22 protein-coding genes are annotated in these 25,503 nt (G+C 63.4%); 6 read left to right on the forward strand and 16 right to left on the reverse strand.

Features of this window, described 5'->3' with window-relative positions; genetic code table 11:
• Positions 1 to 30: 30 nt before the first annotated feature.
• From DK926_RS13155 to DK926_RS13200, 9 genes are all read right to left on the reverse strand, one after another.
• Positions 31 to 1,428, reverse strand: coding sequence for an aspartate ammonia-lyase (locus DK926_RS13155; RefSeq protein WP_114330773.1), 1,398 nt, complete (start codon positions 1,426 to 1,428; stop codon positions 31 to 33).
• Positions 1,425 to 2,192: a DUF1445 domain-containing protein gene (locus DK926_RS13160; RefSeq protein ID WP_114330774.1), complete on the reverse strand. Its 768-nt coding sequence runs from the start codon at positions 2,190 to 2,192 to the stop codon at positions 1,425 to 1,427. The genes DK926_RS13155 and DK926_RS13160 overlap by 4 nt, the downstream gene beginning before the upstream one ends.
• Complete coding sequence (locus tag DK926_RS13165) at positions 2,189 to 3,499, reverse strand: MFS transporter (RefSeq protein ID WP_068430309.1); 1,311 nt, start codon at positions 3,497 to 3,499, stop codon at positions 2,189 to 2,191. The genes DK926_RS13160 and DK926_RS13165 overlap by 4 nt, the downstream gene beginning before the upstream one ends.
• Positions 3,500 to 3,651: 152 nt before the next feature.
• Positions 3,652 to 4,539: a biotin-dependent carboxyltransferase family protein gene (locus tag DK926_RS13170; RefSeq protein ID WP_114330775.1), complete on the reverse strand. Its 888-nt coding sequence runs from the start codon at positions 4,537 to 4,539 to the stop codon at positions 3,652 to 3,654.
• Entirely contained in the window at positions 4,536 to 5,174 is a 639-nt protein-coding gene (locus DK926_RS13175) for an allophanate hydrolase subunit 1 (protein ID WP_114330776.1), read from the reverse strand. The genes DK926_RS13170 and DK926_RS13175 overlap by 4 nt, the downstream gene beginning before the upstream one ends.
• Positions 5,171 to 5,953: a 5-oxoprolinase subunit PxpA gene (locus DK926_RS13180; RefSeq protein ID WP_114330777.1), complete on the reverse strand. Its 783-nt coding sequence runs from the start codon at positions 5,951 to 5,953 to the stop codon at positions 5,171 to 5,173. Before DK926_RS13180 ends, DK926_RS13175 begins: the two co-directional genes overlap by 4 nt.
• Entirely contained in the window at positions 5,950 to 6,645 is a 696-nt protein-coding gene (locus DK926_RS13185; RefSeq protein ID WP_068430303.1) for a GntR family transcriptional regulator, read from the reverse strand. The genes DK926_RS13180 and DK926_RS13185 overlap by 4 nt, the downstream gene beginning before the upstream one ends.
• Positions 6,646 to 6,998: 353 nt before the next feature.
• The gene (locus DK926_RS13195; protein ID WP_114330779.1) at positions 6,999 to 8,474 is read right to left on the reverse strand and encodes a serine hydrolase domain-containing protein; all 1,476 of its coding nucleotides are present in this window, start codon (positions 8,472 to 8,474) and stop codon (positions 6,999 to 7,001) included.
• Positions 8,475 to 8,483: 9 nt separating this feature from the next.
• Entirely contained in the window at positions 8,484 to 9,734 is a 1,251-nt protein-coding gene (locus tag DK926_RS13200) for a hypothetical protein (protein ID WP_207890815.1), read from the reverse strand.
• Here DK926_RS13200 and DK926_RS13210 point away from each other — a divergent pair.
• Positions 9,652 to 10,491 (forward strand): adenylate/guanylate cyclase domain-containing protein, encoded by an 840-nt coding sequence (locus tag DK926_RS13210; RefSeq protein WP_207890813.1) that lies wholly within the window; start codon positions 9,652 to 9,654, stop codon positions 10,489 to 10,491. The genes DK926_RS13200 and DK926_RS13210 overlap by 83 nt on opposite strands.
• A 65-nt stretch (positions 10,492 to 10,556) precedes the next feature.
• Positions 10,557 to 10,922 (forward strand): hypothetical protein, encoded by a 366-nt coding sequence (locus tag DK926_RS13215; RefSeq protein WP_243636789.1) that lies wholly within the window; start codon positions 10,557 to 10,559, stop codon positions 10,920 to 10,922.
• Positions 10,923 to 10,997: 75 nt separating this feature from the next.
• Here the strand turns inward: DK926_RS13215 and DK926_RS13220 are convergent, their stop codons facing one another.
• From DK926_RS13220 to DK926_RS13230, 3 genes are all read right to left on the reverse strand, one after another.
• Complete coding sequence (locus tag DK926_RS13220) at positions 10,998 to 13,235, reverse strand: NADP-dependent isocitrate dehydrogenase (RefSeq protein WP_114330782.1); 2,238 nt, start codon at positions 13,233 to 13,235, stop codon at positions 10,998 to 11,000.
• Positions 13,236 to 13,408: 173 nt separating this feature from the next.
• A complete protein-coding gene (locus DK926_RS13225) occupies positions 13,409 to 13,762 on the reverse strand; it encodes a hypothetical protein (RefSeq protein WP_243636790.1) in 354 nt (117 codons plus the stop codon).
• Positions 13,759 to 16,203 carry an AAA family ATPase gene (locus DK926_RS13230; protein ID WP_114330783.1) on the reverse strand — a complete coding sequence of 815 codons (2,445 nt, stop codon included), beginning with the start codon at positions 16,201 to 16,203 and terminating at the stop codon, positions 13,759 to 13,761. The genes DK926_RS13225 and DK926_RS13230 overlap by 4 nt, the downstream gene beginning before the upstream one ends.
• 483 nt (positions 16,204 to 16,686) lie before the next feature.
• Here DK926_RS13230 and DK926_RS13235 point away from each other — a divergent pair, with 483 nt between their 5' ends.
• On the forward strand, positions 16,687 to 18,276 hold the full coding sequence (locus tag DK926_RS13235; protein ID WP_114330784.1) for an HD domain-containing protein: 1,590 nt from the start codon (positions 16,687 to 16,689) through the stop codon (positions 18,274 to 18,276).
• 102 nt (positions 18,277 to 18,378) lie between these two features.
• Here DK926_RS13235 and DK926_RS13240 read toward each other — a convergent pair whose 3' ends face one another.
• Together DK926_RS13240 and DK926_RS13245 are read right to left on the reverse strand one after the other, a co-directional pair.
• Positions 18,379 to 19,029: a VWA domain-containing protein gene (locus DK926_RS13240; RefSeq protein WP_243636791.1), complete on the reverse strand. Its 651-nt coding sequence runs from the start codon at positions 19,027 to 19,029 to the stop codon at positions 18,379 to 18,381.
• A gap of 85 nt (positions 19,030 to 19,114) precedes the next feature.
• Positions 19,115 to 20,116: an AraC family transcriptional regulator gene (locus DK926_RS13245; RefSeq protein WP_114330785.1), complete on the reverse strand. Its 1,002-nt coding sequence runs from the start codon at positions 20,114 to 20,116 to the stop codon at positions 19,115 to 19,117.
• 110 nt (positions 20,117 to 20,226) lie between these two features.
• Between DK926_RS13245 and DK926_RS13250 the strand changes: the two genes are divergently transcribed.
• From DK926_RS13250 to DK926_RS13260, 3 genes are read left to right on the forward strand one after another with little or no spacing between them, the layout of a single operon-like run.
• Complete coding sequence (locus DK926_RS13250; protein WP_114330786.1) at positions 20,227 to 21,675, forward strand: aldehyde dehydrogenase; 1,449 nt, start codon at positions 20,227 to 20,229, stop codon at positions 21,673 to 21,675.
• A gap of 13 nt (positions 21,676 to 21,688) precedes the next feature.
• Complete coding sequence (locus tag DK926_RS13255) at positions 21,689 to 22,480, forward strand: maleylpyruvate isomerase N-terminal domain-containing protein (protein ID WP_114330787.1); 792 nt, start codon at positions 21,689 to 21,691, stop codon at positions 22,478 to 22,480.
• Positions 22,481 to 22,504: 24 nt separating this feature from the next.
• Positions 22,505 to 23,341: an SDR family oxidoreductase gene (locus DK926_RS13260; protein ID WP_114330788.1), complete on the forward strand. Its 837-nt coding sequence runs from the start codon at positions 22,505 to 22,507 to the stop codon at positions 23,339 to 23,341.
• Positions 23,342 to 23,357: 16 nt separating this feature from the next.
• Here DK926_RS13260 and DK926_RS13265 read toward each other — a convergent pair whose 3' ends face one another.
• Positions 23,358 to 24,407, reverse strand: coding sequence for a TIGR03857 family LLM class F420-dependent oxidoreductase (locus tag DK926_RS13265; protein ID WP_114330789.1), 1,050 nt, complete (start codon positions 24,405 to 24,407; stop codon positions 23,358 to 23,360).
• Positions 24,400 to 25,491, reverse strand: a complete 1,092-nt coding sequence (locus tag DK926_RS13270; RefSeq protein ID WP_114330790.1) for a phosphotransferase — start codon at positions 25,489 to 25,491, stop codon at positions 24,400 to 24,402. Before DK926_RS13270 ends, DK926_RS13265 begins: the two co-directional genes overlap by 8 nt.
• Positions 25,492 to 25,503: the final 12 nt, after the last annotated feature.

The raw sequence follows: 25,503 nt of genomic DNA on the forward strand, positions 1-25,503 counted from the left end.
ATGCAAGTGCGCATGTCATGAGCAGTATCACTACCGTCGACCCGTAAGGGCTTGCGGCGACAGCAATTTCGCCACGTCGTCAGGCGTCAGCAAGCCGGATTCCACGGCCAGCTCAGCGACAGTCCTGTCCGACGACAGTGCGCGTGCCGCGAGTTCGGTGGCCGCGTCGTACCCGATGTGCGGATTCAACGCGGTGACGACGCCGGCAGATCGCTCGACCGTCGCGCGCATGCGGTCGACGTTCGCGGTGATGCCGGGGACACATCGATCCGCGAGAGTGCTTGCAGCATGGGACAAGTGCGTGATCGAGTCGAGCAGCTTGTGCGCGATCAACGGCTCGAACGCGTTCAGCTGCAACTGGCCCGCTTCGGCGGACATGGTGATCGCGAGATCGTTGCCGATCACCTCGTACGCCACCTGCGTCACCACCTCGGGCACAACAGGGTTGACCTTGCCGGGCATGATCGACGAACCCGCCTGCACCGCCGGCAGATTGATCTCGCCGAGACCGGCACGAGGTCCAGACGACAGCAGTCGCAGATCGTTGCAGATCTTCGACACCTTCACCGCCGTGCGTTTCAGCGTGCCCGAAATCTGCACGAACGCACCGACGTCCTGCGTTGCTTCGAGCAGGTCGGTGGCCGTCGTCAACTGCAGACCGGTGAGTCGACTCAACTCGGACCGCACCAGTTCCGCATAACGTGGATGCGAATTGAGGCCGGTGCCGATTGCCGTTCCGCCGAGATTGATCTCGTCGATCAAACGTGCAGCCTCACCGAGTCGATGGATGTCCTCGCCGATCATGACGGCGTAGGTGCCGAATTCCTGACCGAGCGTCATCGGCACCGCGTCCTGCAGCTGCGTGCGGCCCATTTTGATGACGTCGGCGAACTCCAACGCTTTCGCCGCGAACGCCGCAGCCAGATGAGCCATCGCCGCTTCGAGATCCGCGAGCGTCGACCGCACGGCGATCTTGACCGCCGTCGGATAGACGTCGTTGGTGCTCTGCCCGAGGTTGACGTGTTCGAGCGGATGGATGAACGCGTAGTCACCACGACTACGTCCCGACAACTCCAGGGCGCGGTTCGCGATGACCTCGTTCGCGTTCATGTTCGTCGACGTGCCTGCGCCACCTTGGATGACGTCGACGACGAACTGATCGTGCAGGGAACCGTCGGCGATCTCGCAGCAGGCGGCGATGATCGCGTCCGCACGTTCCGCGTCGAGCAGCCCGAGTTCTTTGTTCGATTGCACCGCAGCTGCTTTCGTCAGCGCAAGCGACCGCACGAGCGCCGGGTACTTCGCGATCGCAACCCCGGTGATCGCGAAGTTCTCCAGCGCCCGCAGGGTATGCACACCCCAGTAGACGTCCGACGGCACGTCGCGATCGCCCAGCAGGTCGTGCTCGCTGCGGAACGAGTCCGTCATGACACGACCGCGTCGAGCACCAGCATGTGACCGGGGTAGTGCGTCGCCGCATACGCGAGATCGGCTGTGCCGAGTGCCAACTGAGGCGTGACGCCGCAATCCCAGAAGACGGGGACCTGCCCCTCCCCCACTCCGGCGAAGATGCCGAAGTCGGGACGGGAGATGTCGTCGATACCGAGGGCGGCCGGATCGCCGATGTGCACCGGTGCACCGTGACCGGTCGGGTAACGACCGGTCACGGCGACGGCCTCGTCGACCAGATCTGCATCGACCGGTCGCATGCTGACGGCGAGGGGTCCGTCGAACATGCTTGCAGCTCCGGCAGTTCGGAGGATGCGATCGGTGATGTAGACCGGCGGCGCGGTCGTGGCGACGGGAATGCCTGCGCGACGCAGCGGCCCGTCGAAGGTGTGGCTGCACCCGAGCACGAAGGCGACGGAGTCGTCCTTCCACCAGGCGCTGAGGTCGTTCGGCTCGTCGACGACGGTGCCGTGATCCCAGACTCGGTAACGCGGGAGCATCGTCGAGATGTCTACGGTGCAGCCCTGGTAGGTCATGGTCGGGTCACCGGGCTGCGTCCGCCCGAGGACCGGACACACCGTCGGATGCGCGGCGCAGTACTCCTCGAAAGCTGCTGCGGCACTGGCCGGCACGACGACGAGGTTGGCCTGCTGATGGTCGTCGAGCAGACCGGCTGTGGCCGTGGTCCATTCGCCCGACGCGATCCGCGTCCGCAAGTCCAGAGGCGAGGCAGGCGCTGTCACAGCAGAGCCTCCTTCGAGGACTCACGCACCGTCGTGAGGGTCACGAGCGCGAGCACCGCGGCGAAGATGAGCAGGAAGCCGGGCATGAGCAGGTTGTCCGTCTTGGAGATCAACCACGTCGCGAGGTACGGCGTCAGACCGCCGCCGATGATCGTGCCGATGTTGAACGCGAAGGACAGACCGGTGTAGCGCACCCGCGTCGGGAACTGTTCTGCGTAGGTCGGGTACGTGACCGACTGGACGATCGGCATCGGCAGTGCGAGAACGACCATAGCGCCGACGGCGAGAGCGAAGCTTCCCTGATCCATGACGATCATCGCGGGCAGAACGAGGATGGCGTACCCGAGGAAGCCGATGGTGATGATGCGCTTGCGGCCGTGCTTGTCCGACAAGCCACCGAAGATCGGCATGAGCGTCGCGACGAACAGACTGATGGCACCCATGATCCAGAAGGTGTTGGACTTCGAGTAGCCGAGGTACGTCGTCAGGTAGATGTTCATGAAGATCAGGCCGACCCAGTAGCCGGTGTTGGAGCCGATTGCCAGGAAGATGACCTTGAACAGTGCACCGGTGTGCTCGGTGAAGACCTCACGCAGAGGCGTCTTGGCCGGCTTCTCCTTCTCGGTGACGGCGAGGAATTCGTGCGAGTCCTCCAGCTTGCGACGCGCCATCAGCGTGACGACGATGAGCGGCAGGGCAAGCAGGAACGGGATACGCCAACCGAAATCGCGAAGTTGGTCGTCGGACAGGATCGTGCTCGTGAGGCCTGCGACCAGTGCGGCGGTACCGCCACCGATGGCCACGCCGACGGGGGTGAAGGCACCGAAGAATCCGCGACGGCCGTTCGGTGCGGATTCCGCTAGGTACGTCGCCGAGCCGGTGACCTCGCCGCCGGCGAAGAAGCCCTGGGCGAGACGGACGAGAAGCAACGCGAGAGGCGCGAGAATGCCGATGGATTCGGCCGTGGGCAGCAGGCCGACGACGGCGGTCGCGGTACCCATGCCGACCACGGTCGTGATCAGTACGGGCTTACGGCCGATGCGGTCACCCAGGCGACCGAGGACGATGCCACCGAGCGGACGCATCAGGAACGCGCTACCGAACACGGCGAGCGTCGACAACAGGGACGCCGTCGGGTTGCTGCTGGGGAAGAACAGCGGACCGATGACGACGGCGAGGTAGCCGTACACGCCGAATTCGTAATATTCGACGGCTGTGCCCGCTGCGGCCGCGACTGCTGCGCGGCGCGCGTTCTTGGGCTTCACGTGGTCCTCGGGTGGGGTGAGAGACCCAGGTACGGTGGTCATGGAATGTCTCCAGTTCGGTGAAAGTCGGTGACGTTCGCGGTGGACGGGCAAGTCGAGTCGCGGGCGCACTGATGAATGGGCGACGGTTCCCTGGAGTCCGTCGGCAGGATTGCCGTCCTGCTGATGGTCTTCGGGATCGTTCTGGTTGTCGGTCAGAGAGAGTTGGAGAACGTGACGGTGGATCCGACGGCGGCTTGGCCGAGCAGATCCAGATCGTCCTCCGTGACCACCCCGATGACGGGATAGCCTCCTGTCACGGGATGATCGGCCAGGAACACGATGGGCTCCCCGGATGGGGGAACTTGTATCGCGCCCAACGCCATTCCTTCACTGCGAAGGTCGACCGAGCCGATGGTCAGTGGCTCGCCGGTCAAACGGATGCCGACGCGGTTGCTGTTGGCACCCACTGTCCAGCTGGTCGATACCAGAGCTTGTTTGTCTTCCACGCTGAAGAGCGAATCTCTGGGTCCCCACCGAAAGCGTAGCTGCACAGTACCTTCCGGGTACCGGGAGCGTGCAAGTTCGAGTGGAAGTTCTGGGGCGGTCGTCGTCGGACCGAGCTTGTATTCGTCACCCGCTGCGATGGCGGCGGGGCCGAGACCGGACAGGGCGTCGCTGCTCGCGGAGCCGAACGTCGTGTCGGCACGGATGCCGCCCGAGATCGCGACGTAGATCCTCAGGCCGGCAACCGGTCGTCCGACCGAAAGGCGCTGACCTGCAGCGAGATAGACACGCTGCGGCTCACGCACGACACGGCCGTCGACGCGCACCTCCACCGGCGCACCGGTGAGCGCGACGTAACGCGGACTCGTGACGGTGAACGACAGTCCGCCGAACAGGTTCTCGAACACGGCAGCATTCTCGGCGTTGCCGACGAGTCGATTGGCCAGCGCTGCCGCAGCACGGTCGACCGGGCCCGACGCGGTGATACCGAGGTGGGCGTATCCCGCACGGCCCGCGTCCTGGATGGTCGTCGAGGCACCGGGATCGAGGATGCAGGCAACGACTGTCTGCGTCGGCTTTTCGAGGAGTGTAGTCATCGGATGACCCTTTCGAACACGATGCGGTCCCCGACAGCCAGCCGACTGGGGTTGTCCCACTCGGTGTTCCACAACACGGCATCGGTGTGGCCGATGATGTGCCACCCACCAGGCGTACGACCCGGGTAGACGACGGTTTGCGTGCCGGCGATTGCGATGGCACCGGCGTCGACCTTCGGTCGTGGCGACGTACGACGCGGCAGCGTCAGCTGGCCGGGGCAGCCGTCGATGTACGCGAAACCCGGTGCGAAACCGAAGAATCCGACGGTGTGGGTTGCCGCGGAGTGTTGTGAAGCTACTTCCTCGGTGGTGATTCCCAGTGCAGCGGCGACGTCGTCGAGGTCCTCGCCGTCGTAGACGACCGGGATGGTGACGGTGCTTCCGTGATGCTGTTGCGTGGCCTGGGTGAGGCTGGGGTCCTGCAGGAAGCCTCGGATGTGGTTCTCCAGCACGGGCATGTCGTGGCTGCGGTGCGCGATGAACAGAATCGACGCGGCTGCCGGGACGACGTCCTGCAGCAACGCTGCCCATTCGCTACGACGTACCGCGGCGATCCACGCCGGGATCACCTGCGGCTCGAGGTCCACGAGCCATCCGCGGTCGCCTGCGCGATGCAGGGTGTCGAACTGAATCACGGGCGCCGTCCGATCGGGCTCAGGCCGAAACCGCTGTCGGCCAGCGCCTTACGCGTCTGCATTGCGATCTCGACCGCGCCTGCGGTGTCGCTGTGCACGCACAGGGCAACCGCGTCGTACGACGGCGGGAGCACCCGCACGGTGTCGCCGTCGACGGACACCGTTTCACCGGTCTGCACCATCGTCACGGCCCGTTCGGCGGCAGCCTCGGGCTCGGTGATCAGCGCCGCCGGGTGACGGCGGCTGACCAGCCGAGCCTTGGACGTGTAGTTGCGGTCGACGAAAAGCTCTGCGATGGGATGAATTCCGGCATCGATGGCCTGGGTCCAGACCTCGGTGTCGTACTGGCACAGGATAGGCAGCGTCGGGTCGACGAGCGTGACTGCCTCGACGATGGCGCGGGCATGCCCGGCGTTGTCCGCTGCCACGTTGTACAGCGCGCCGTGCGCCTTGAGGTACGTGACCTCGGTGCCGGCGACACGGGCGAAGGCCTGCAGGGCGCCGATCTGATAGACGAGGTCGTTGACGAGCGTCGACACCTCGACGTCGATGAAGCGACGACCGAAGCCGGCCAGGTCACGGTAGGAGACCTGTGCGCCGATCGAGACACCCCGCGCGGCAGCCTCTTTCGTCGTCCGACGCAGGATGTCGGGGTCGCCTGCGTGGAAGCCACACGCGACGTTGGCTGCGCTGACGGTGTCGAGCAACGGGCCGTCGTCCATGATTCCCCAGACACCGAATCCTTCGCCGATGTCGGTGTCGATGTGCACGGCGGTCACAGTTTGGCCCTCCAATAGGTGTTCATGTCGTCGGCCGAGTTCTCCCAGGCCCGGTGCAGGCCGGTTTGCCCACCTTCGATGTGGGCCAAGATCAGATCGGCCAAGGCGGTCGCGTCACCACTGGAGAGCGCGTCGACCATGCCTTTGTGTTCGCACTGCACGCGCTCGTAGGCGTTGGTGCCGTGCACGTAGAAGCGGGAGTACGGCTCGAGCCGGTGGTACATCTGCGCGATGATCTCGTAGCGCATCGGTAGCCGCGACAGCCGATACATGTCGAGGTGGAACGACAGATTGGTGCGTGACCACGTGTCCGCGCCGGTGTCGCCGACGTTGTCCATCGCCTCGGCCATGGCCTCGAAGCGAGCGATGTCGCGACGAGAAACCCGCTCGACGACGTGCTCGGCGAAGCTGGGCTCGATCAGACGTCGGAGGTCGTAGATCTCGTCGATCTCCTCGATGTCGAGCGCGGTGACGAAGGTTCCGCGGCCACGTTCGGAGCGCAGCAGACCCTCGCCGACCAGCGTGCGCATCGCCTCGCGCAGCGGAATTCGCGAGACGCCGAAGCGATCCGCCAACTCCTCCTGCACCAGCCGATGGCCGGGCGGGTACACACCCTCGACGATCGCGGTGCGCAGGTCAGCGGTGAGATCACCGCCCTCGGTGTGGTGTGGGCCACGAACTGTTGAAGCCATATACGTTGTATACACTGCATCCAGAGGGCTGCGGAACCACTTTCCCGATTTTGTCCGAATCCGTAACGGAACCGACCCGTCGCGTAACACGGGCGATACAGAGGGGCCCCAAAGCACACCAGGCGGTACGTCCCGGTGTGAGTGATGTTCATGCCAACTTGGTTTACCTGGGCAGCGGCGAGCGTTTCGACAAGACCTGCCGTCGTCGGGTTGCCGACCGGGACGCTTTACATGACGCCGCTACTTCTCGGTCAGCGGCACCTGAACGACCATTTCGACGACTGCGCCGACAGATATCTGTTCACCCGGGACCGAGACAACCAGCGTGCCGTTCCCGACGGCTTCGGCTGCAGCTATCGATTCGCGGACGCACTGACTCCGGAAGACCCGACACCGTTCTGAAGGGCGGAGCGCTTACCCGATCTGTACCCTGCAGCGTTCTTCAGAACACCAGTCGCGATGGTCAGCATTACAGCGCCCGCGAGAACCCACAGCGCCAACGTCACGTCCGGTGCCCACAGCCGCATCATCGACAACGACGCACCGAACAGCGAAGGCACACCGATCAGCGCGCCGTACAGCAGGATTGCACCCACCAAGACGGTTATCGAGACGCGCATGACCGCGCCCCGGAACGACCGCGGCTCGACTCGACCAGTGAACAGCCTTGTCGCAATCCACAGCGCCAGGGCGACCAATACCGCAGCAAAGCCCAACAGAATGCCGAGCACCGAGGCTGCCGCCGATGCAGGCAGATCAGTCGTCGCCCCGGCGAGCACCAGCGTCGTCAGATTGCGGCCTACCGCGGCAACTCGGTCCGCTTCGATTTCGCCATATCGATTGGTAGTCAGAACCATTGCGGTATTCGCGGCGGGTACCAGCGCGACATATGTGTAGTATCCGGGAACAGCGCCCGAGTGCCACCACACCTCGCGCCCTTCGATGTTCTCGTGGAACAGTCCGTTACCGTACGTGGTCCCCTGACCCGTATTCACCTCACCCACGCCGGATTCCCACGCCTGCAACTGCCCGAGCCGCCACGACGCGTATCGGCTCAGTTGATCGATGGAACCGGCCAAATACCCGTAACCCAATCCCGCGGAGTCGACACCGACGTCGACCGGCTTGGACGAACCGAAGAACGGCACATGCCCAGGCGGGACCTCGCGAGCGAACTCGTCGGGATCGGTGATGGCGCCAGCTCCGGCCGGCGCCAGAACTTCCCTTTCCACAGCATCGGCGAAGGAACCGCCTGTGACCTGCTCCACGACGGCCTGCAGCACAAGGTAATTCAAACTCGAATACCGGAACGTGCCTCGCTCGGAGACCCCGTCGGGTCGCGTCATCGACGCGACTGCATCGGACGCTGATTTACGACGGCTCCAGTCGTCGGTCACGGTGACGTCGTGTGGGAGCCCGCTCGTGTGGTGCACGAGATCATCGACCGACACCGCAGGATCACCCAGTAGCTGCTCCGCCTGAGGTACGACGTCGACGACGGGGGTCGCTGCATCGACCACTCCCCTGCGCTCGAGTCCAGCCACGACAGCGGCAGCAAGTTGCTTCGACACCGATCCCCACACGAATGCGGTCGTCTCGTCGATTGCATCCCCGTTGCCATCGGAGCCAGTGGATGCCTCCGACACCACCCCGTCGATATCCACGATTCGAGCCGTCATCCCTGGTGCGCCGATCTCCGAGGCCCACTCGTCGACGGCGTCTCGAAGGTCGGTCGAGGACGGCGCCTGCGCGGCAACCGGACTTGCGAGTGCAAGCAGTATCCCGACCGAAATCACGCCTACGACAACCCTGCGCTGCGCGTTCGTCATTTGTCCCCCTCAATCGTTGATCTCAACCGCGCACCGTAGAACTGCAGCCCAAAAAGCATCAATATCCAGATCCGAGACTCTTCGCCCGGTCGCAGGCCCCAGGCGATCTTGCCCCAGAAGTTCAGCAAGGCCTGCAAATCCCTCGTGTCGCGCTATATGCCGGAAATAGCCCCACGAGCCGTACGTCATCAGCTCACCGGACTTGTTGATCCACAACGACATCGGCGGATATCTGTATCCGTAGGGGTGAAAGAAGATAGAGCCGTTGGGGGATGCCCCGAACCAGAAGTCATCATGGTCCCCTCTGGAGTCGTCGAGGCTCTCCTGCAGAACGAACAAGCTGTGCGCGCGACGCCGATCGTCGTCGGATCCGATGGCATCGAGAAATGACTCTTTGGTCCACGTCGTCGTATTTCGCGGAGCTCCGGCGGTTTTCGCCTTTGCTGCCGCCAGCTCAGCGCCGTAGGCCGAGGGAACGAGGAACTCCAAGTTACCGTGCCTCGCATATGCAAGTTGAAGCGCCGTCACGCGAATCTCGTCACGGGTGATGCGGTTCAAGTACTCGACAAGCCTGCGGAGATCAGCGTCGATACGGTCGACGACGAGGCACAAATGCACGCGGCCGAATTCGATGTTGTGGCCTAGCTGACCCAGACTGCTGTCTCCGAGGGCACGGAGGTCAAGTCCTCCCTGCCGCGCCCATTCCTGGCTGAACCATGACTCGCCTTCGACGCAGATGGCCGAGGCGTAATCGAGAACTTGCCCGATCACCATTCGTCGGCGTTCGGAATTGGAGGCCAGCTTGCACTCGACAACAGTTATCGATCCATCGAGATCGACAATGCACACGTCGGCCGGGCCGGCCGACGTCGAGAACTCGCGGACAGTCAGCGCGTCGGCGGACACACCCGGGACGTGACCAGGCGTTGCAGCGATCACTCGCTGCAGATGGTCTTCGTTTGCGTACGCCTCGACGTCTGGTGAGGTCCAATCGCCGGTCGAGCCGAATCTACGAACAAGGAACCCACTGTTCGAGCGGTCGGCCATCAAGTACTCCAGTCGGTCCACGTCGCTGACCCAGCGCACCCGAACGTACACGGCGGCGCACGCCGTCGCGACCCGTTCAGTCAGCCGACGCGCCGGGGCAATGCTTGGTTCACCAGACCGAACGACGATGATGTTGCCCGTGACCTTGTGGATTGTTGCAACCGGCGTCGAAGCCGCCGCAATCGTCGGCCTCGGCGTGTGGATGATCGTCACCCATCGGCAATTGAAGAGCACGCGCGACGCGCTCGAGCGCGCACGCAGCGATTCGCAGCACAAGCGTCGGCGACGCGGTATCGCACCGATGGCGATCAGAACGGCTTTCCAGACCGCGGACTCGCTGATCAACAAGGGGTTCGGCGCAACGGTGCGAAACTCGATCGAGGATCTCGCCGGATGGGCCAAGGTCGAACGCCCAGACCTGGCCCGGCTGACCGCGGACGGTGACGTCGTCGTCATGTTCTCCGACATCGAGGGCTCGACGGCGCGCAACGAAGAGCTGGGCGATCGAGGGTGGATGAAGCTACTGGAAAGACACAACAGGCTGATTCAGAAGCAAGTCGACGCGCATGGTGGCCACGTCGTCAAGAACCAGGGCGACGGCTTCATGATCGCGTTCTCCGACCCCGAGCAGGCTGTGCGATGCGGGATGGCCGTCCAGGAGGCGCTGCTCGAGAAACCGGATCGCTGGAACAACATTCGCGTACGAATGGGTATCCACACGGGCAGTTCGGTGCGACGCGGCGACGATCTCTTCGGGCTCAATGTGGCCATGGCCGCGCGCGTCGCAAGCCAGGCCGAGGGCGGGGAGATTCTCGTCAGCGAACCACTGAGCGTGAAACTCGGTCGTGACATCCCGCTGGGTAGGCCACGGAAAGTCGAATTGAAGGGTATGAGCGGCAGCCACGAACTGTATCCGGTCGGGCTCCCCGCACTAACGAAATCGAAAGACGATGCGCGAGAACTCGAATAATCATCACGGGTAACGCGTGCTCAGCAATGGCCGATGCACCAGTCGACCCTCGACGATTGGACTGCATGATGATCAAGAAGGTATTTGCCGCCACGGCCCTGGCAGTCGGCGCAACAGCCCTGACCGCAACGCCCGCGTCAGCCGATGGAATTTACGACTCTCCGTTCACCAGCGAGAACACCGAACGCTTCGTCAGCGCATTCGATCCCGCGGCCTATGGTCCACGGGGCAACGACCCCATCATCATCAGCCCGTACGGCACTGGCCAGCCGATCTACAGCTGGAGTTTCCACGGTCAGGGCCAAAGCTGGCAGGTCGACCCGTCAGGCAATGCCCACCTGCTCCGCGGAATCTCCATCCCGACCGGATCATCGGAGGGGGACGTCCGAGGAATTGCGATCTACGACCCCTTCACGATCCTCGACTACTGAGACAAGAATGGTCCATTCATGTTGTCAGACAACATGAATGGACCATCAAGCAATCAGCCCACGTGCACGAAGCGCCTACTCGCTTACGGACGCCAATGCATCGTTGAACGTCTTGCTCGGGCGCATGACGGCTGCGGTGGCCTCGGGATCCGGGAAGTAGTATCCGCCGATCTCGACCTCCTTGCCCTGAACCTCGTTGAGCTCGTTGACGATTGCCTCTTCGTTGTCGGCCAGCGTCTGAGCGAGACCGGTGAAGTGCTTCGCGAGCTCCGCATCCTCGGTCTGCGCGGCGAGTTCCTGCGCCCAGTAGAGGGCCAGGTAGAACTGGCTGCCGCGGTTGTCGAGCTCACCGGTGGAACGCGACGGCCCCTTGTCGTTCTCGAGGAGCTTGCCGGTGGCTGCGTCGAGGGCGTTCGCGAGAATCTTCGCCTTCTTGTTGTCGGTCTTGATACCGAGATCCTCGAGGCTGACTGCGAGCGCGAGGAACTCGCCGAGGGAATCCCAACGAAGGTGGTTCTCCTCGATGAGCTGCTTGACGTGCTTCGGTGCAGAACCACCTGCACCCGTCTCGTACAGTCCACCGCCTGCCATCAGCGGCACGATGGACAGCATCTTGGCACTGGTGCCGAGTTCCAGAATCGGGAACAGGTCGGTCAGGTAGTCGCGCAGGATGTTGCCGGTCGCCGAGATGGTGTCGAGCCCACGGATCAGGCGTTCCATCGTGTACCGGATCGCGCGGACCTGCGACATGATCTGGATGTCGAGACCCTCGGTGTCGTGATCCTTCAGGTACGTGCGGACCTTGCCGATGAGCTCGTTCTCGTGCGGACGGTACGGGTCGAGCCAGAAAACGACCGGCATGCCCGAGTTGCGGGCACGAGTCACGGCAAGCTTGACCCAGTCCTGGATCGGAGCGTCCTTGACGATGCACAGACGCCAGATGTCGCCTTCTTCGACGTTCTGGGTCAGCAGAACCTCGCCCGTCGCCAGGTCGGTGATGTTGGCGACGCCGCCCTCGGGTACCTCGAAGGTCTTGTCGTGCGAGCCGTACTCTTCCGCCTTCTGCGCCATCAAGCCGACGTTCGGAACGGTGCCCATCGTGGTGGGATCGAACGCACCGTTGGTCTTGCAGAAGTTGATCATCTCCTGGTAGATCCGGAAGAAGGTCGACTCCGGGCTGACCGCCTTGGTGTCCTTCGGGCGGCCGTCGGCGCCCCACATCTTGCCGCCTGCGCGAATCATCGCGGGCATCGACGCGTCGACGATGACGTCGCTCGGCGAGTGGAAGTTCGAGATGCCGCGTGCCGAATCGACCATGGCGAGCTCGGGACGCTTCTCGTGGCACTTGTGCAGATCGTCGATGATCTCCTCGCGCTGCGCGCTCGGAAGGGATTCGATCTTGCTGTACAGGTCGGACAGACCGTTGTTGACGTTGACGCCCAGCTCGTCGAACAGCTCACCGTGCTTGGCGAACGCGTCCTTGTAGAACACCTTGACTGCGTGACCGAACACGATCGGGTGCGACACGCGCATCATCGTGGCCTTGACGTGCAGAGAGAACATGATGCCCGTCTTGTAGGCGTCCTCCATCTGCTCTTCGTAGAACTCGATGAGCGCCTTCTTGCTCATGAACATGCTGTCGATGACGTCACCGTCGGTGAGCGAGACCTTGTCCTTGAGCACGATGGTCTTGCCGCTGGTCGTCAGCAGCTCCATCTTGACCTCGCGGTCGCCTTCGACGGTCATCGACTTCTCGCCGTGGTAGAAATCGCCGTGGCGCATGTGCGCGACGTGCGTGCGCGACGCGGGAGACCACTCGCCCATGCTGTGCGGGTGCTTGCGGGCGTATTCCTTGACCGCCTTCGGCGCGCGGCGATCCGAGTTACCCTCGCGCAGAACAGGGTTGACGGCGCTACCGAGGCACTTGGTGTAGCGGTCGCGGATGTCGCGCTCTTCGTCGGTCTTCGGGTTACCCGGGAAATCGGGAAGTGCGTAGCCCTTGCCCTGCAGTTCCTTGATGGCCGCGAGCAGCTGCGGGACGGACGCACTGATGTTCGGCAGCTTGATGATGTTGGTCTCGGGCAGGTGCGTCAGCCGACCCAGCTCGCCGAGGTTGTCCGGCACCCGCTGCTCTTCGGTGAGGTAATCCGGGAATTCGGAAAGGATGCGGCTCGCGACCGAGATATCGGTCGATTCGACGTTGATGTCGGCTGCACCCGCGAATGCCCGGATGACGGGCAGAAAAGCGTGGGTGGCGAGCATCGGCGCTTCGTCGGTCAGTGTGTAGATGATGGTCGGCTGTTTCGCACTCATGTTCTGCCTTTGCCTCAGTGTCCGTCGACGCAACGCTTCGTGTGCTTGCGTCCTCTTCAACCCTAAACTTTGACGTAACATTACGCGCGTACTGCCAGACGCGGAGAACCCCCCGCCTGCTGCGGAAAGTTACTCGCCAGTACCGATCTTGGTCACCCGAACCGGCCTCCCCGTCAAGCCTCGAGCAGCTGCGCGACGACCGTGCACAGATGCCTCACTTCGGCGTTCGTAGGCGCGAGTTCGTAGGCATGGTGATGGCACGCGACGCTCAAGCGGTTCCACGCTATCGCCGCCGCGTCGGCGTGTTCGGTGGTGTCGAGCGAACGCAAGATCGTCAACTTCGACCGCATGTTCGCAGCAGGCGCGTCCGCTCCGAGCGCTCGACAGCGCTGCTCCACCAGAACTTCCAATGCCTGCCTCGCCAAGAATGCGGCCAGACGCGTTGAAGTACCTGCAGCACCCACATTTCCGTCGAGCAGCCGTTCTGCGTTGCGCAGCGTCGTCGCGGGCGCGGTAGCCGTCGTCACGATCGCAGCATTTCGTCGACGACCTTCTGCAGATCATTCACGGACTGCCACGTGACGTCGACGTCGGCACCATGCGTCCCGGCATTCGCAATGTGCAATGCCGCGCGGCGCCCGTCGCGGTAGGACAGCCAGCCCGACAGATCCTTGTCCGGATCGTCGTGTACCGCCAAGGACAGTCGGCTCTTCGTCTTCTTGACGTCCGACCACCTCTGTTCGGTCTCGAATCTGCTTGCGCCACTCCGATGTTGCTTTGCGTAGAACAATTGCTGCGCAGCAGATTCCAACGCCAGTCGAAACAACCCTGGCGCGACGCGGCGCTTGATGTCGTCGGGCACCGCCTCGTCACGTACGAGGGCCCTGACGTCGCCGACGTACCGCGTCGCTTGGTTGAGAGTCTCCGCGACACGAATCTGTGAGCCCGCTTCCCGAGTCACCTCCACCAACCGCGCCTCGACGGCCATCTGCCGGATGGCGGCTGCGAGCCTGTCGTCGTGCGAGAACACGATGACCTGCCGGGTCGTGGCCAGATCGGAGAGAACACGTATGAACCCGTCGATCTTGGCCGGGTCCATCGCTTGAATCGGGTCGTCGAGAACGATGAAGCGAAACGGGCTGTTCGGCGTCGTCGCACGCGGGATGAACAACGCCAACGCCAGCGCATGCAATTCTCCCTGACTCATCACCGCCAGCGCGTCCGACGCGACCCCGTCGACCGAGCCCTTCAACACGGCCCGTCGACGAGTGTTGGTGCCCTCCAAATTGATCGACCCGATCTCGACGTTGCTCTCCTGACGCAGTTCTGCCCAGATCTTCCTGGCCTGGTCCGCGATGGGTTCGAGACGCTGGTTCCTCAACCCGATGGCGTGCGCCGTGATCCATTTCTTGGCTGCGTCCAGGTTGTCGACGGTCTCGTCCGTCGTGCGCGCCGCTTTCTCGAGCTGTACCCATGTCGCCAGACGCGCAGCGATGGGCGCCCACAGATCCTCACGCTCGACGACTGCGGCAGCGGCTTCCTTCTTCACTTGCTCGCCGGCGTCGAGCACTGGAGGCAACGTCCGACTCAGATGATCAGCGAGGTCGTGGATTCCCGGCACCTCGCGGGCTGCGGCGAGCGCAGATTGATACGCGGCGAGAGACGGCAGCTCGACGCCGTCGATGTCAGGCGCGTCCTGCAGATCGTCGATCAGGGATACGGCCGCCCTGCGCGCATCGCCGAGGTCACGACGCCCTTCCTTCAACTCGGTGAGCTGAGCGTCCTCGGCCGTCAACTGTTCGCGGGCGCGCACGGCCCACGCCTCGTCGAGCGTTCCCGTCGCGCACACCGGGCACTCGGTGGTACCTGTGTCTTGGTGGAGATCCAGCGCCGCGCTCAGTAGTGCCGTCCGGCGTTCGACGAGAGCCAGTGCGTCGTCGGCGAGTTCGACCGAGTTGGAGACCGCAGTGCTCAGCGTGCCCACGATCAGGTCGACCTGTTCCTGCAGTGGAATGGGCAGCGCTGCGACAGAACGAAGTCCGACCACCGCAGGTGACTGTGCCGCGGCGGACCCCGTCGCGAGAGCGAGAACGGCGTCGACGTCGACCTTTCGTTTCTTGATGAGCGTTGCAGCTTGGGTTGCGCGGTCGTCCGAGGACTCGGCGCAGATGCGCTTGAGCTGCTTCAATTCATCGCCGGCCTGCTGCCGCGGCGCTCTGGCCGACTTGGCCGCAGCAGCGAGCCGCTTCTCCGCGGCCGCGATCTCGTCCAGCCCCAGCAGCTTCGCGAGCGCGTCGTACAACGTCGACGGGCTGTCCTCGACCAGCCCACCGATTTCGTCGTACGACAGGATCGGGCGGTGCAGTTCGACGGCGTTCTTCCACCCCAAGGCGTCGGTGCCTGGAGACCTCTTCGCGTTGCCGACCTGCGTCCACGTCGAATGGTCGCGCAACGCGTCGTCGGCCTGCCATTCGACGCCGACGACAGTGGGTTCCGAGCCTTCGATGGTGAGCCCGACGCGCACCTCGCACGGCGACGGCCGATGGAGGTTCCGCCACGTATCGGCCCAGAGCTTGGCCTTGTTCTCCCATCGATAACTCTTGCCGGTGACGGCGAATTCGAGAGCCTCGGCGAAGCTCGACTTGCCTGACCCGTTGCGTCCGCTGACGATCGTGATGCCAGGAGCCGGGTGCAGCCGCAACTCGGATTTCGGGCCGATTCCACGAAAGCCCGCAACCGAAATCGACGTCAGGAAAGCGCCGACCGGCTGCTCGCGTTCCGTCGAGTCCGCCGTTCTCCGAGCCTGGATCGACGCGACCCCTTCGAGCTGATCGGCCAGTGCATCGGGACCTTCGAGAGCTGCCAGAACCAGGTATTTGGCGTCGTCGGACATGCCCTGTTCATTTTCGATCGCGTCGAACACGACCTCCATCAACGGTCTGTCCACGGCCTCGTCGGTAGCAGTCACTCGTACACCCCTTCGATGTCGGTCGTCGTCGAACCAGACCCCAGAGTTTCATACGAGTCCGACATCATGTCCCCGAACGGAGCGAGGGCGTCCCCCAGTCACTCAGAGTGACCGGAAAGCCACATTCGGTCCGAACCCCAGGCCCGCCCGAACCGAGCGAGGGCGCCCTCCGGTCACTCAGAGTGACCGGAAAGCCACATTCGGTCCGAACCCTGGCCCGCCCGAACCCCAGGCCCGCCCGAACCCCAGGCCCGCCCGAACCCCGGGCGACCGGCGAACCCGAGGGCGCCCCGCGCCACGAGTCACGTGTTCGGTCGTTCGAACGACACAGCTTTTCGTGTCGACTCCCCACGTTCGCGCAGTTCGCGGCCGCCGGGTTTCGCCGAAGTCGGTGAGAACGGAAAAGTGCCTCCCCGCAGGGCGTTACAGTGGTTCGTGGAAGGAGTCGAGACAACGGCTCACCTCCCATCTAGGAGTGCCCGCATGTCCGAGGACGCCGACTTCGACACGGAGATCGATGCCGCGTGGGAGCGATTCTGCGCCCGGCTCTGCACCTACATCGAGAACATGGAGACCGGCGATCTGCTGACCATCTGTCCGGGTGGTGGGAAACGCCGGGACGACCTGTACCTGACGGTGGCGAACGAACTCGGCGGCCGTCTCGTCGGTGACGCGGCGATGAACGGGCCTCTCGCAGCGGCCGTTTCGTACGAGCACACGACACTGCTGGCCGAACAGGGGTGGACCGAATACGACGTCGGCGACGGTCTGCAACGCACTTTCCGTTTCGAGGCCCGTCCGCACGCCCTGGCACAGGCAGTCGTCGTGCTCATCAGAGATGTGCGCGGGATTGCGCATCCGTCGTTCCTGGCCGCCAGCGCAGTCGGCGCACCGGTCACGCGGGTCTTCGACAGCGGTTCACAGCTGAAGGACTGGACGGTCGATCCCGTACGTGCTCGTCTGGTCGCCGAGGTGGATACCGCTCTCGAATCGATCACCGGGTCCGCGCCGGTCCGTGACGACGATGGCGATGTCATGTTCGAGGCAGGACGGCACACCGCCTACGCAAGGATTCTGGACAAGGAACCGGTCGTAGAGCTGTATGCCGTGTTCGCGATTCACACGCGAGGCCCCACCGTGGACTCCGTCGTGGTGGACCTGTCCACGTCGTGGCCGGATATCAAATTCCTGCCCAACCACACTCACGTCGTGGCGTCGACACGCGTCGACTGCGCGCCGGTCGTGGAGGAACATCTCGGGCGGCGTCTCGGCATGTTCTTGAAGTTCGTCGAGCAGGAGGGCGACGAGATCACCGTCAGGTTGTCCAGGGATGCCGGAATGCGTGTACCCACCCACGCGTTGCTGTCCGACCAGTTCAGACGAATGCGACTGGCAGACATGGATGCCGCCTCGTTGACGTTCACGATCGGATACGAGGCTCGTGAGCTCGGGTTCAGCTCTCCGATGCTTCAGGATGCCGTTGCCTTGGCAGCTGCCGCCCACCTCCATCAAAGGCGTGCCGGTACCGAAACAGGGAGCGACCCGTACATCGTTCATCCGCTTCGAAACGTGTTGCGGCTCGTGCGATTCGGGTGCACGGACGAGGTCGTCCTGGTTGCGGCCGCGCTGCACGACACGGTCGAAGATCAGACCGACAGGATCATCCTGTTGCTCGATGCGGGCACACCGGCCACCCATGACAATGCGCTGGCCGTCATCGCGCGCCATTTCTCACCGTCAGTCGCAACTGTGGTGGCCGCCGTAACCAATCCGTCCACACCGCAGGGCCTTTCGACGGACGAGAATAACCGCGCCTATGCCGAACACGTTGCGGATGCGATCACGGATCCACGGGTATTCCTGGTCAAGCTGTCGGACTTCATCGACAACGCGGGCAGCGTGGAGTATCTCGCCGACGAGAGCAAGCGAATCAGACTGCGCGACAAGTACGCTCCGATGGCCCAGATATTCCTAGACGCACGTGAAACTTTGGGAGACTCGCTGAACCTGACCGCCGAGGGCACGCGTCGTCTCGATGCCCGTCTGGGTAGGTTGGCGCGAGCGCTGGGGTGACCCGCCCGTGTCACGCCAGTGCCCAGCCCACGATTGCGGCGACGATGCAGAGGAAGAAGATCATCGCGATGATCTCCTCCGCATCGTTGCGGCCCTTCTTGCTCACTCTCCGCGCGCGGCGCGACGGTCTGCGTCGGAAAAGCCCGCCGCGGGAGGCGCTCCCATCACTCGCATCGCAGCGCGTTTGCGGTCCTGGTAGTTGGCGACCGAGTCGAACGCCGCGGTGACTCCGACGGTCGTCGACACATAGGTCATCGACTTGTCCGGCGCAAAGCCCAAATCGGTACCGACGTCGACCGCGTCGATGTTGGACCCCAGGAACACGAAGTCCCACTGGTAGTCACGTTCCTGCTGCTCGATGAGCGCACGCACAGCCGTATTCGTCCATTCGCGGCTGGCGTTCTCGTGCCCGTCCGTCATCACCAGGACCGTCACGGAACCGGGGCGCTGATCCTCGGGCAGGGCCGACAGCTCGGCGCCGACCTCGGTGACGAGCCGGCCGATGGCGTCGTACAGCGCGGTGGTGCCACGGGGTTCGAGGACCAGCGGCGGAACATCGGCGATAGGCCGCGAGCTGTACACCACCTCGTACCGATCGTCGAACTGCGCAAGCGTGACGACGGTATCGCCCTCCTGCGCACGTTCTTTCGCGATGAACGAGTCGAAGCCGCCTCGTGTGTCGTCAGCGATCGACTGCATCGAACCCGAGCGATCGAGCACTGCAGCAACAAGGGACAACTGAGGATTGGTCAACGGAACCTCCGGAGGGGAAATGCGCCCGAGATGACGCGATAACTCATGATGGGCGAACCATACCGAGGGGTACCGACAGAAACGGCTACGCTCGGCCCGTGAGCTGCCTTCGCTTCGCGAGGGGCGCCATCGCGAACCAACGCTTGCAGCTACGCGTCAAAGTGCTGGGCTCCGAGTAGCCCAACTGACGTGACACCTCCGAGAGCGAAACATCGACGTTCGACAGCAAGCTCAGTGCGAGTTCTCGCCTGGCGTCGTCGACCAGCGTTTCGAAGCTCTTTCCCTCCGCCCCCAGACGCCGCTGCAGTGTCCGCGGGTGAAGCACCATCAGCGCCGCCACACGATCCAACGTGGCCGCGGCTGCAGGCAACGATCGCACGATCAACGCAGACACCGCGTCGTGGAATGCGACGTGCGCGTCCCTGCCCGCCATGAACCGGACAGCCAGGTCGTATGCAAGTGGATCCACTCGCGGTAAGTGCCGATGCATGATCCCGCGAGGGAAAGTCAATGAATTGCGTTCGCACCCGAAATCAACCGCACACCCGAAATAGTCCGTGTACGTGCGCATTTCCGAAATACGTGGATGCTGGAAAGAAATGTGCGTCGGATGGAAATCCCTGCCGGCCATCATTCTGAACGTCTGTAGCGTCACGCCCAACGCGAGTTCCACGACGTGTGCGCGATACGGCAACCGATGCAGGACGGTATCGACCCCGTAAGACACATCGACCTCGCCGACGGCGAGTTCGACGGCGATTGCAGGGCTGTACACGTGCGCATAACGCGCGACGCCCGCCAGCGCGTCACCGATCGTGTCCGCGCTGCGAGCCGCGATCGCGACGGGACCGAGTATGTCGGGATCCTGTCGGGAAGCGAGCCTGAGCGCGAAGTCCGGCACTCCCAGCTCTCTGGCACACAGGCCGAGCAGCGTCGAGAGCGCACTGAACGGCACGAAGTTGTCGTATGTCCCGATCACAGCGAGATCGATCCCGACGCGGTCGCAGAATTCGAACGGATCTCCCCCGCACTCCTCGATCAGCTCGGGCACCCGGCTGAGGGAAGACGCGCTGATCAAGTCCGCCATGTGTCGAAATGTAAAAAATATGGCGTGTGATGTCAATTTTTCGGCAGCAGTGGCCGTGATGATCGACACAAAGGGCTTGTTCACCGTCGAACGCCTCCAGGAGGTCAACCATGACGACACGCATCGACCGCGACACATTGTTCATCGATGGGCAATGGCGTGAACCGGACACCGGTAACCGCATCACCGCAGTTTCCCCGCTCACCGAACAGGAGATCGGCTCGTTTCCTGCTTCGTCGACAACCGATGTCGATGAGGCGATCAGGGCTGCCCGTAGGGCACTGCGGAGTGACGACTGGGCCGGTCTGTCCACGTCGGAACGGGCAGACGCAATCCGCCGGTTCGCGAACGAATTGGAGAGCAGAGCCGAGGACCGCGCTACGACGGTCACACTGCAGAACGGTATGCCGATCGACTTGGCACGGTTCGCCGAGGGCGCTGCGCCTGTTCAGTTGCTCCGCTATTACGCCGATCTGGCCGAATCGACTGCTGTCGAAGAGCGACGCGTCAGCCAGCCGATGCCCGGGACCACGATCGTCCGTCGAGAACCGGTCGGGGTCGTCGCAGCGATCGCCCCATGGAACTTTCCCGCCGTGCTGTCGATGTTCAAGATCGCGCCCGCCCTCGCTGCAGGCTGCACCGTCGTGTTGAAGCCGTCGCCGGAAACCACGCTCGACTCGTATGTTCTGGCCGAAGCTGCCATCCGATCAGGACTTCCCGCGGGTGTCGTCAACATCGTCACAGGCGGCGCCGACGTCGGACAGTACCTCGTTGCGCATCCCGGCGTGGACAAGGTTGCGTTCACCGGATCCACCGCAGCTGGGCGACACATCGGCCGGGTGTGCGGCGAATTGCTTCGCCCCGCAACACTCGAGCTCGGCGGTAAGTCGGCCGCCCTCGTACTCGACGACGCCGACGTCGAGAACACGGTCAGCGGGCTCGCGACGGCCTCACTGCTCAACAGCGGCCAGACGTGCTACATGTCGACTCGAATCCTTGTTCCGCGCGCGAAGAGTCATACATACATCGATGCGATCACCGCCATGGCGTCGGGACTGACCGTCGGCGATCCCATGGACCCCGCCACCTTCATCGGGCCACTGGTCAGTGCAACGCAACGGGACCGTGTCCTCGCGCTGATCGAGCAGGGCCGATCCGAGGGCGGCACCATCACCACCGGTGGCGGTCGGCCCGACGGTGTCGGGTATTTCGTCGAGCCGACCGTGTTCGCCGACGTCGAGAACACCAGCACGATTGCGCGACAGGAAGTTTTCGGACCAGTCCTCTCCGTCATCGCGTACGACGACCTCGACGACGCCATCGCCCTCGCCAACGATTCCGACTACGGCCTCGGTGGCACCGTGTGGACCTCCGACGAGGAACGCGGCATCGATGTCGCGAGACGCGTCGACACCGGCTCGTTCGGCGTCAACACCTTCAACCTCGACTGGGGCTCGCCTTTCGGCGGCGTCAAGGCCAGCGGGCTCGGACGTGAACTCGGCCCCGAAGGCCTCGCGTCGTACCAGCAGCTCAAGTCCATCTTTCTCGCAACCACGTAAGAAACGAGAGGCTATGTCCGAAGCAGGACTGGCCGGTGCCCGCGCACTGGCCGCGAACACACTGAAAATCGCCGAACAATTCGGCGAGGCCGAATGGAGGGCGGATACTGCCTGTCACGGCTGGCGGGTCCACGATCTGATCGGCCACATGGCATTTTTCTTCAACTTCATCGCCGACCCGAACCTCGTGTTCCCGCCCAACCCGAGCGGTAAGTCCGAGCGGCTCAACGATGCAGCCGTTCGCGAACGTGCCGACCTTCCTCACGATCAGATACTCGAGTACTACCGCGAGCAGTCGGAGGCAGGCCTGGCCACTCTCGAAGCACTTCAGGGACCTGAGCTTCGCAACAACGCTCTCGAGATGTTGGACCTCGGCACCTACGAGCTTCACCAGCTCAGTGACGCAGTGTCGTTCGATCACCTCGTTCATCTGACGTCGGACCTTCTCGCGCCGTTCGGGCCCCTCCGCCCAGGCGACGTCGATGTCGCGGCAGCAATCGATCCGGCGATCGATTGGATGATCGCAGGACTGCCTCAGATGTGCGGCAACGGCGTGGCGACTGCGTCGACATCACCTGTCGGACTTCGACTTACCGGTGCGACGAATCGCAGTTTCGTCCTGACGGTCGACCACGCCACCGTCGTCGTCACCGAAACCGACGACCTTCCCGACCACGTCGCCACCACGTCGGCAACCGACTTTCTACGCTGGGGCACAACCCGATCCGCGTGGCGCTCGGCCGTCGACATCTCCGGTGACCGAACAATAGTGGCGCCGGTACTCGACGCCATCGACATCGTGTAGTACGGACAAAGAAAGAGAACGAACATGTCGCAGCACCTGAAGGACAAAGTCATTCTGATCACCGGTGCGGGCGGAGGTTTCGGGCAGCTCATCGCCGAGAAGACCGCCGCACAGGGCGCAAAGGTCGTCGGCGTCGACATCAACGAACAGGGCCTGAAAACTGTCTTCGACGGCATCGCCGCACGAGGTCTCCAAGGAACCTACTCGGTCGCAGACGTCACCGACATGGAACAGGTAGTGGCGGCAGCGCAGCATGCAGTCACTACCTTCGGCGCGTTAGACGTACTCGTCAACAACGCGGGTGTCATGCCGCTGGCCTACTTCGCCGATCACGAACGCGCATGGCAGAAGTGGCACAAGGCGATCGACATCAACATCAAGGGTGTCGTCAACGGAATCTCCGCCGTCTACGACCAGATGATCGCCCAGGGGCGTGGCCAGGTCGTCAACATCTCCTCGATCTTCGGCAATGCAGGTATCGACGGTTCCGGTGTGTACAGCGCCACGAAGGCTGCCGTCACGACGATTTCGGATTCGCTGCGCATCGAGGCCAAGGGCAAGATCAAGGTCACGACGGTCAAACCGACCGGCGTCACTGGAACCAATCTCGCGAGCTGGATCGTCAACGAGAACGCGATCCTCGGACTCACCGGCCAGCGCGCGTCGACCTTCACCGAGAACATGGGCGCAGCGACCACCGGCACCCTGCGTCCTGAGCAGACCGATGTCGACAACATCGAATACTGGCTCATCAAGCCGGACGATCTCGCCGACGCCGTCGTACATGTGATCGATCAGCCCTGGGGCATCAGCATCAGTGACATCACCGTCCGCGCCAGCGGCGAGGACTATCTCTACTGACCGTTCTCGACCGGCGTCACGCCGTCACCGCTGCGTTCTCGAAAGCCGACACGGTCGATCGCAGCTCCGACGGCGTGGCGCCGTGCAGGATCACGCCGTCGACTCCGAGGTCGAATTGGTGCCGCACAAGGTCGGCACACCGTTCGACGGAACCTGTTGCAGCGCAATTCAACCAGTCGGCGGGAATCACCTTCGTCAGTTCGGCGAAGGTATCGGTATCCCCCACTGCATCGGCCCACCCGGGGAGGCTCCGAACCACGTCGGATCTACGGAATTCCTCGAGCTTGGCCCTGTCCCATCGATTGACCTCGACCAACAGATCACCGTAGACCTGCAGGTAAGTTGCGATTCGGCCGACGGTCTTCTTCAAGATCGTCTGCTCGTCGATCTCGTCGCTGACCGTGGCGTAGCAGGACCAGATCTCGACGCTGTTCGGATCACGTCCAGCCTGCTCCGCCGCGTCTCGTACCGTCTTCACCGATCGTTCGACGGTCTCGTCGGAGAAAAAGGTGTGCAGGACGACGATGTCGTATGCCCGACCTGCCATCGCTAGTGTCTTGTCGCCGAACGCCGTTGTCGCGAGCGGGATATGTTCGTCGAACGTAGGGTCCAGGGACAGGGCCGGGAACGTGCCGAGCGGGCCGTCGTAGTTCAGAATCTTCTCACCGCGCCACAAACGTCGCATGACGTGGGCAAATTCCTCGAGTTCGACAGTAGTGGTCTGCTTCAAGCCCATCGCCGCAATCTGCGGGCGCAGTCCACGGCCGACGCCGAGGGTGAAGCGGCCGCCGGTGAGTCGGTGCATCGTCGAACCGAATGCAGCAGCGATGGAAGGGTGACGGGTGCTGATGTTGGTGGCAGCCGTGGTGATTCCGATGGTGGACGTCACCGCGCCCGCCGCGCCGGACAGTGCGCAGGCCTCCTTGACGTTGAGCCGTTCGGAGATGAACGCCTGGCCGAGGCCCATGGCCTCGGCTTCCGCCAACTCGTCGAGCATGGCCCTGGGACTTTCGACGTGCCCGCCCAAGGTGTAGAACCCGAGCTGGTCGACGCGCGGCTCAGACATGGACTGCCCGCTCGGCGATGTCGACAATGCACGCCATCGCATTGTGATCACGGGCGTGCGCAAGGGAATTGGCGACCATGGAGACGAACAAGTCGTCTCCCCTGTCGGTGCGCACGACCAGCATGGCCGCGGCAACCCCGATGACGAAATTCTGGAACGTGCCGATCGGGTAATCGCGCACGAGGTCCTCGAAGGTGTAGCCGGTGACACCGAGAGACTGCAGTTCGTCGTGATAGGTCTTCAGCAACGCTGCCTCGTTCGCACGGCGGGCTTCCTGCCCAAGCGCGCCTCCGATGAAGTACGCCACATCGACGATACCTGGCCCGAATATCGCTGTCTGCCAATCCAACACCGCAAGTGGCACGTCACCACCTGCGGCATCGAACAGCACGTTGTCGGGCCGAAAATCACCGTGCTGGACGGTGAAGGGCACCGTGCGCAACGCAGCGTAGTAGTCACCGATGTGGTCGGTGAAGGTGCGTCCGAGCGCGAGATCGTCGGCGCTCAACTTCTCCCGGTATCTTTCCTCGAATCCACTCCACCACACGGGCATCATGTCGATGAACCTCGACCAGTACGTGCCGGAGATGTCGAGCCACGGGTTACCCTCGAGTTCGTCCGATCCCCAGAACGGAGCGTGAATGCGGGCCGCTTCGAGAACGGCCAACTGCGTCTCCCCGACGGTGCATCCCTTGATCTGGTCTCCTGGTCTCGCCGGGCTGAGATCCTCGAGCATCAGCACGAATTCCGTTCGATTGGAGTCGATCTCGGCGTGGTGACAGTGCGGCACGCGGACCTTCAGGCGAGGCGCGATGTCCTGATAGAACCGGACCTCTCGCAGGTAGTTCATCTCCGTGCGACCCGCGGACCTGCTCTGCTCGTTCTCGGAGCTGACCTTGAGCACGAACGACGTCGGGGCGTCGTTCGGTCCGGAGTAACTCGGTGTCACCTGGATGCTGTCGGCAACCTGACCGGTGCCGATGGGGCGTGCGACGACGTCGGTGACGGTCACCGTCCGATCCAGCATCCCGGTCTCGTGCAATACCTGGTCGATCCAACTCGGGCAGATATCCGATGCGTGCATATGGGTCCGCCT

The organism is Rhodococcus sp. Eu-32 (genome assembly GCF_003336925.1).
Classification (GTDB): Bacteria; Actinomycetota; Actinomycetes; order Mycobacteriales; family Mycobacteriaceae; genus Rhodococcoides; species Rhodococcoides kyotonensis_B.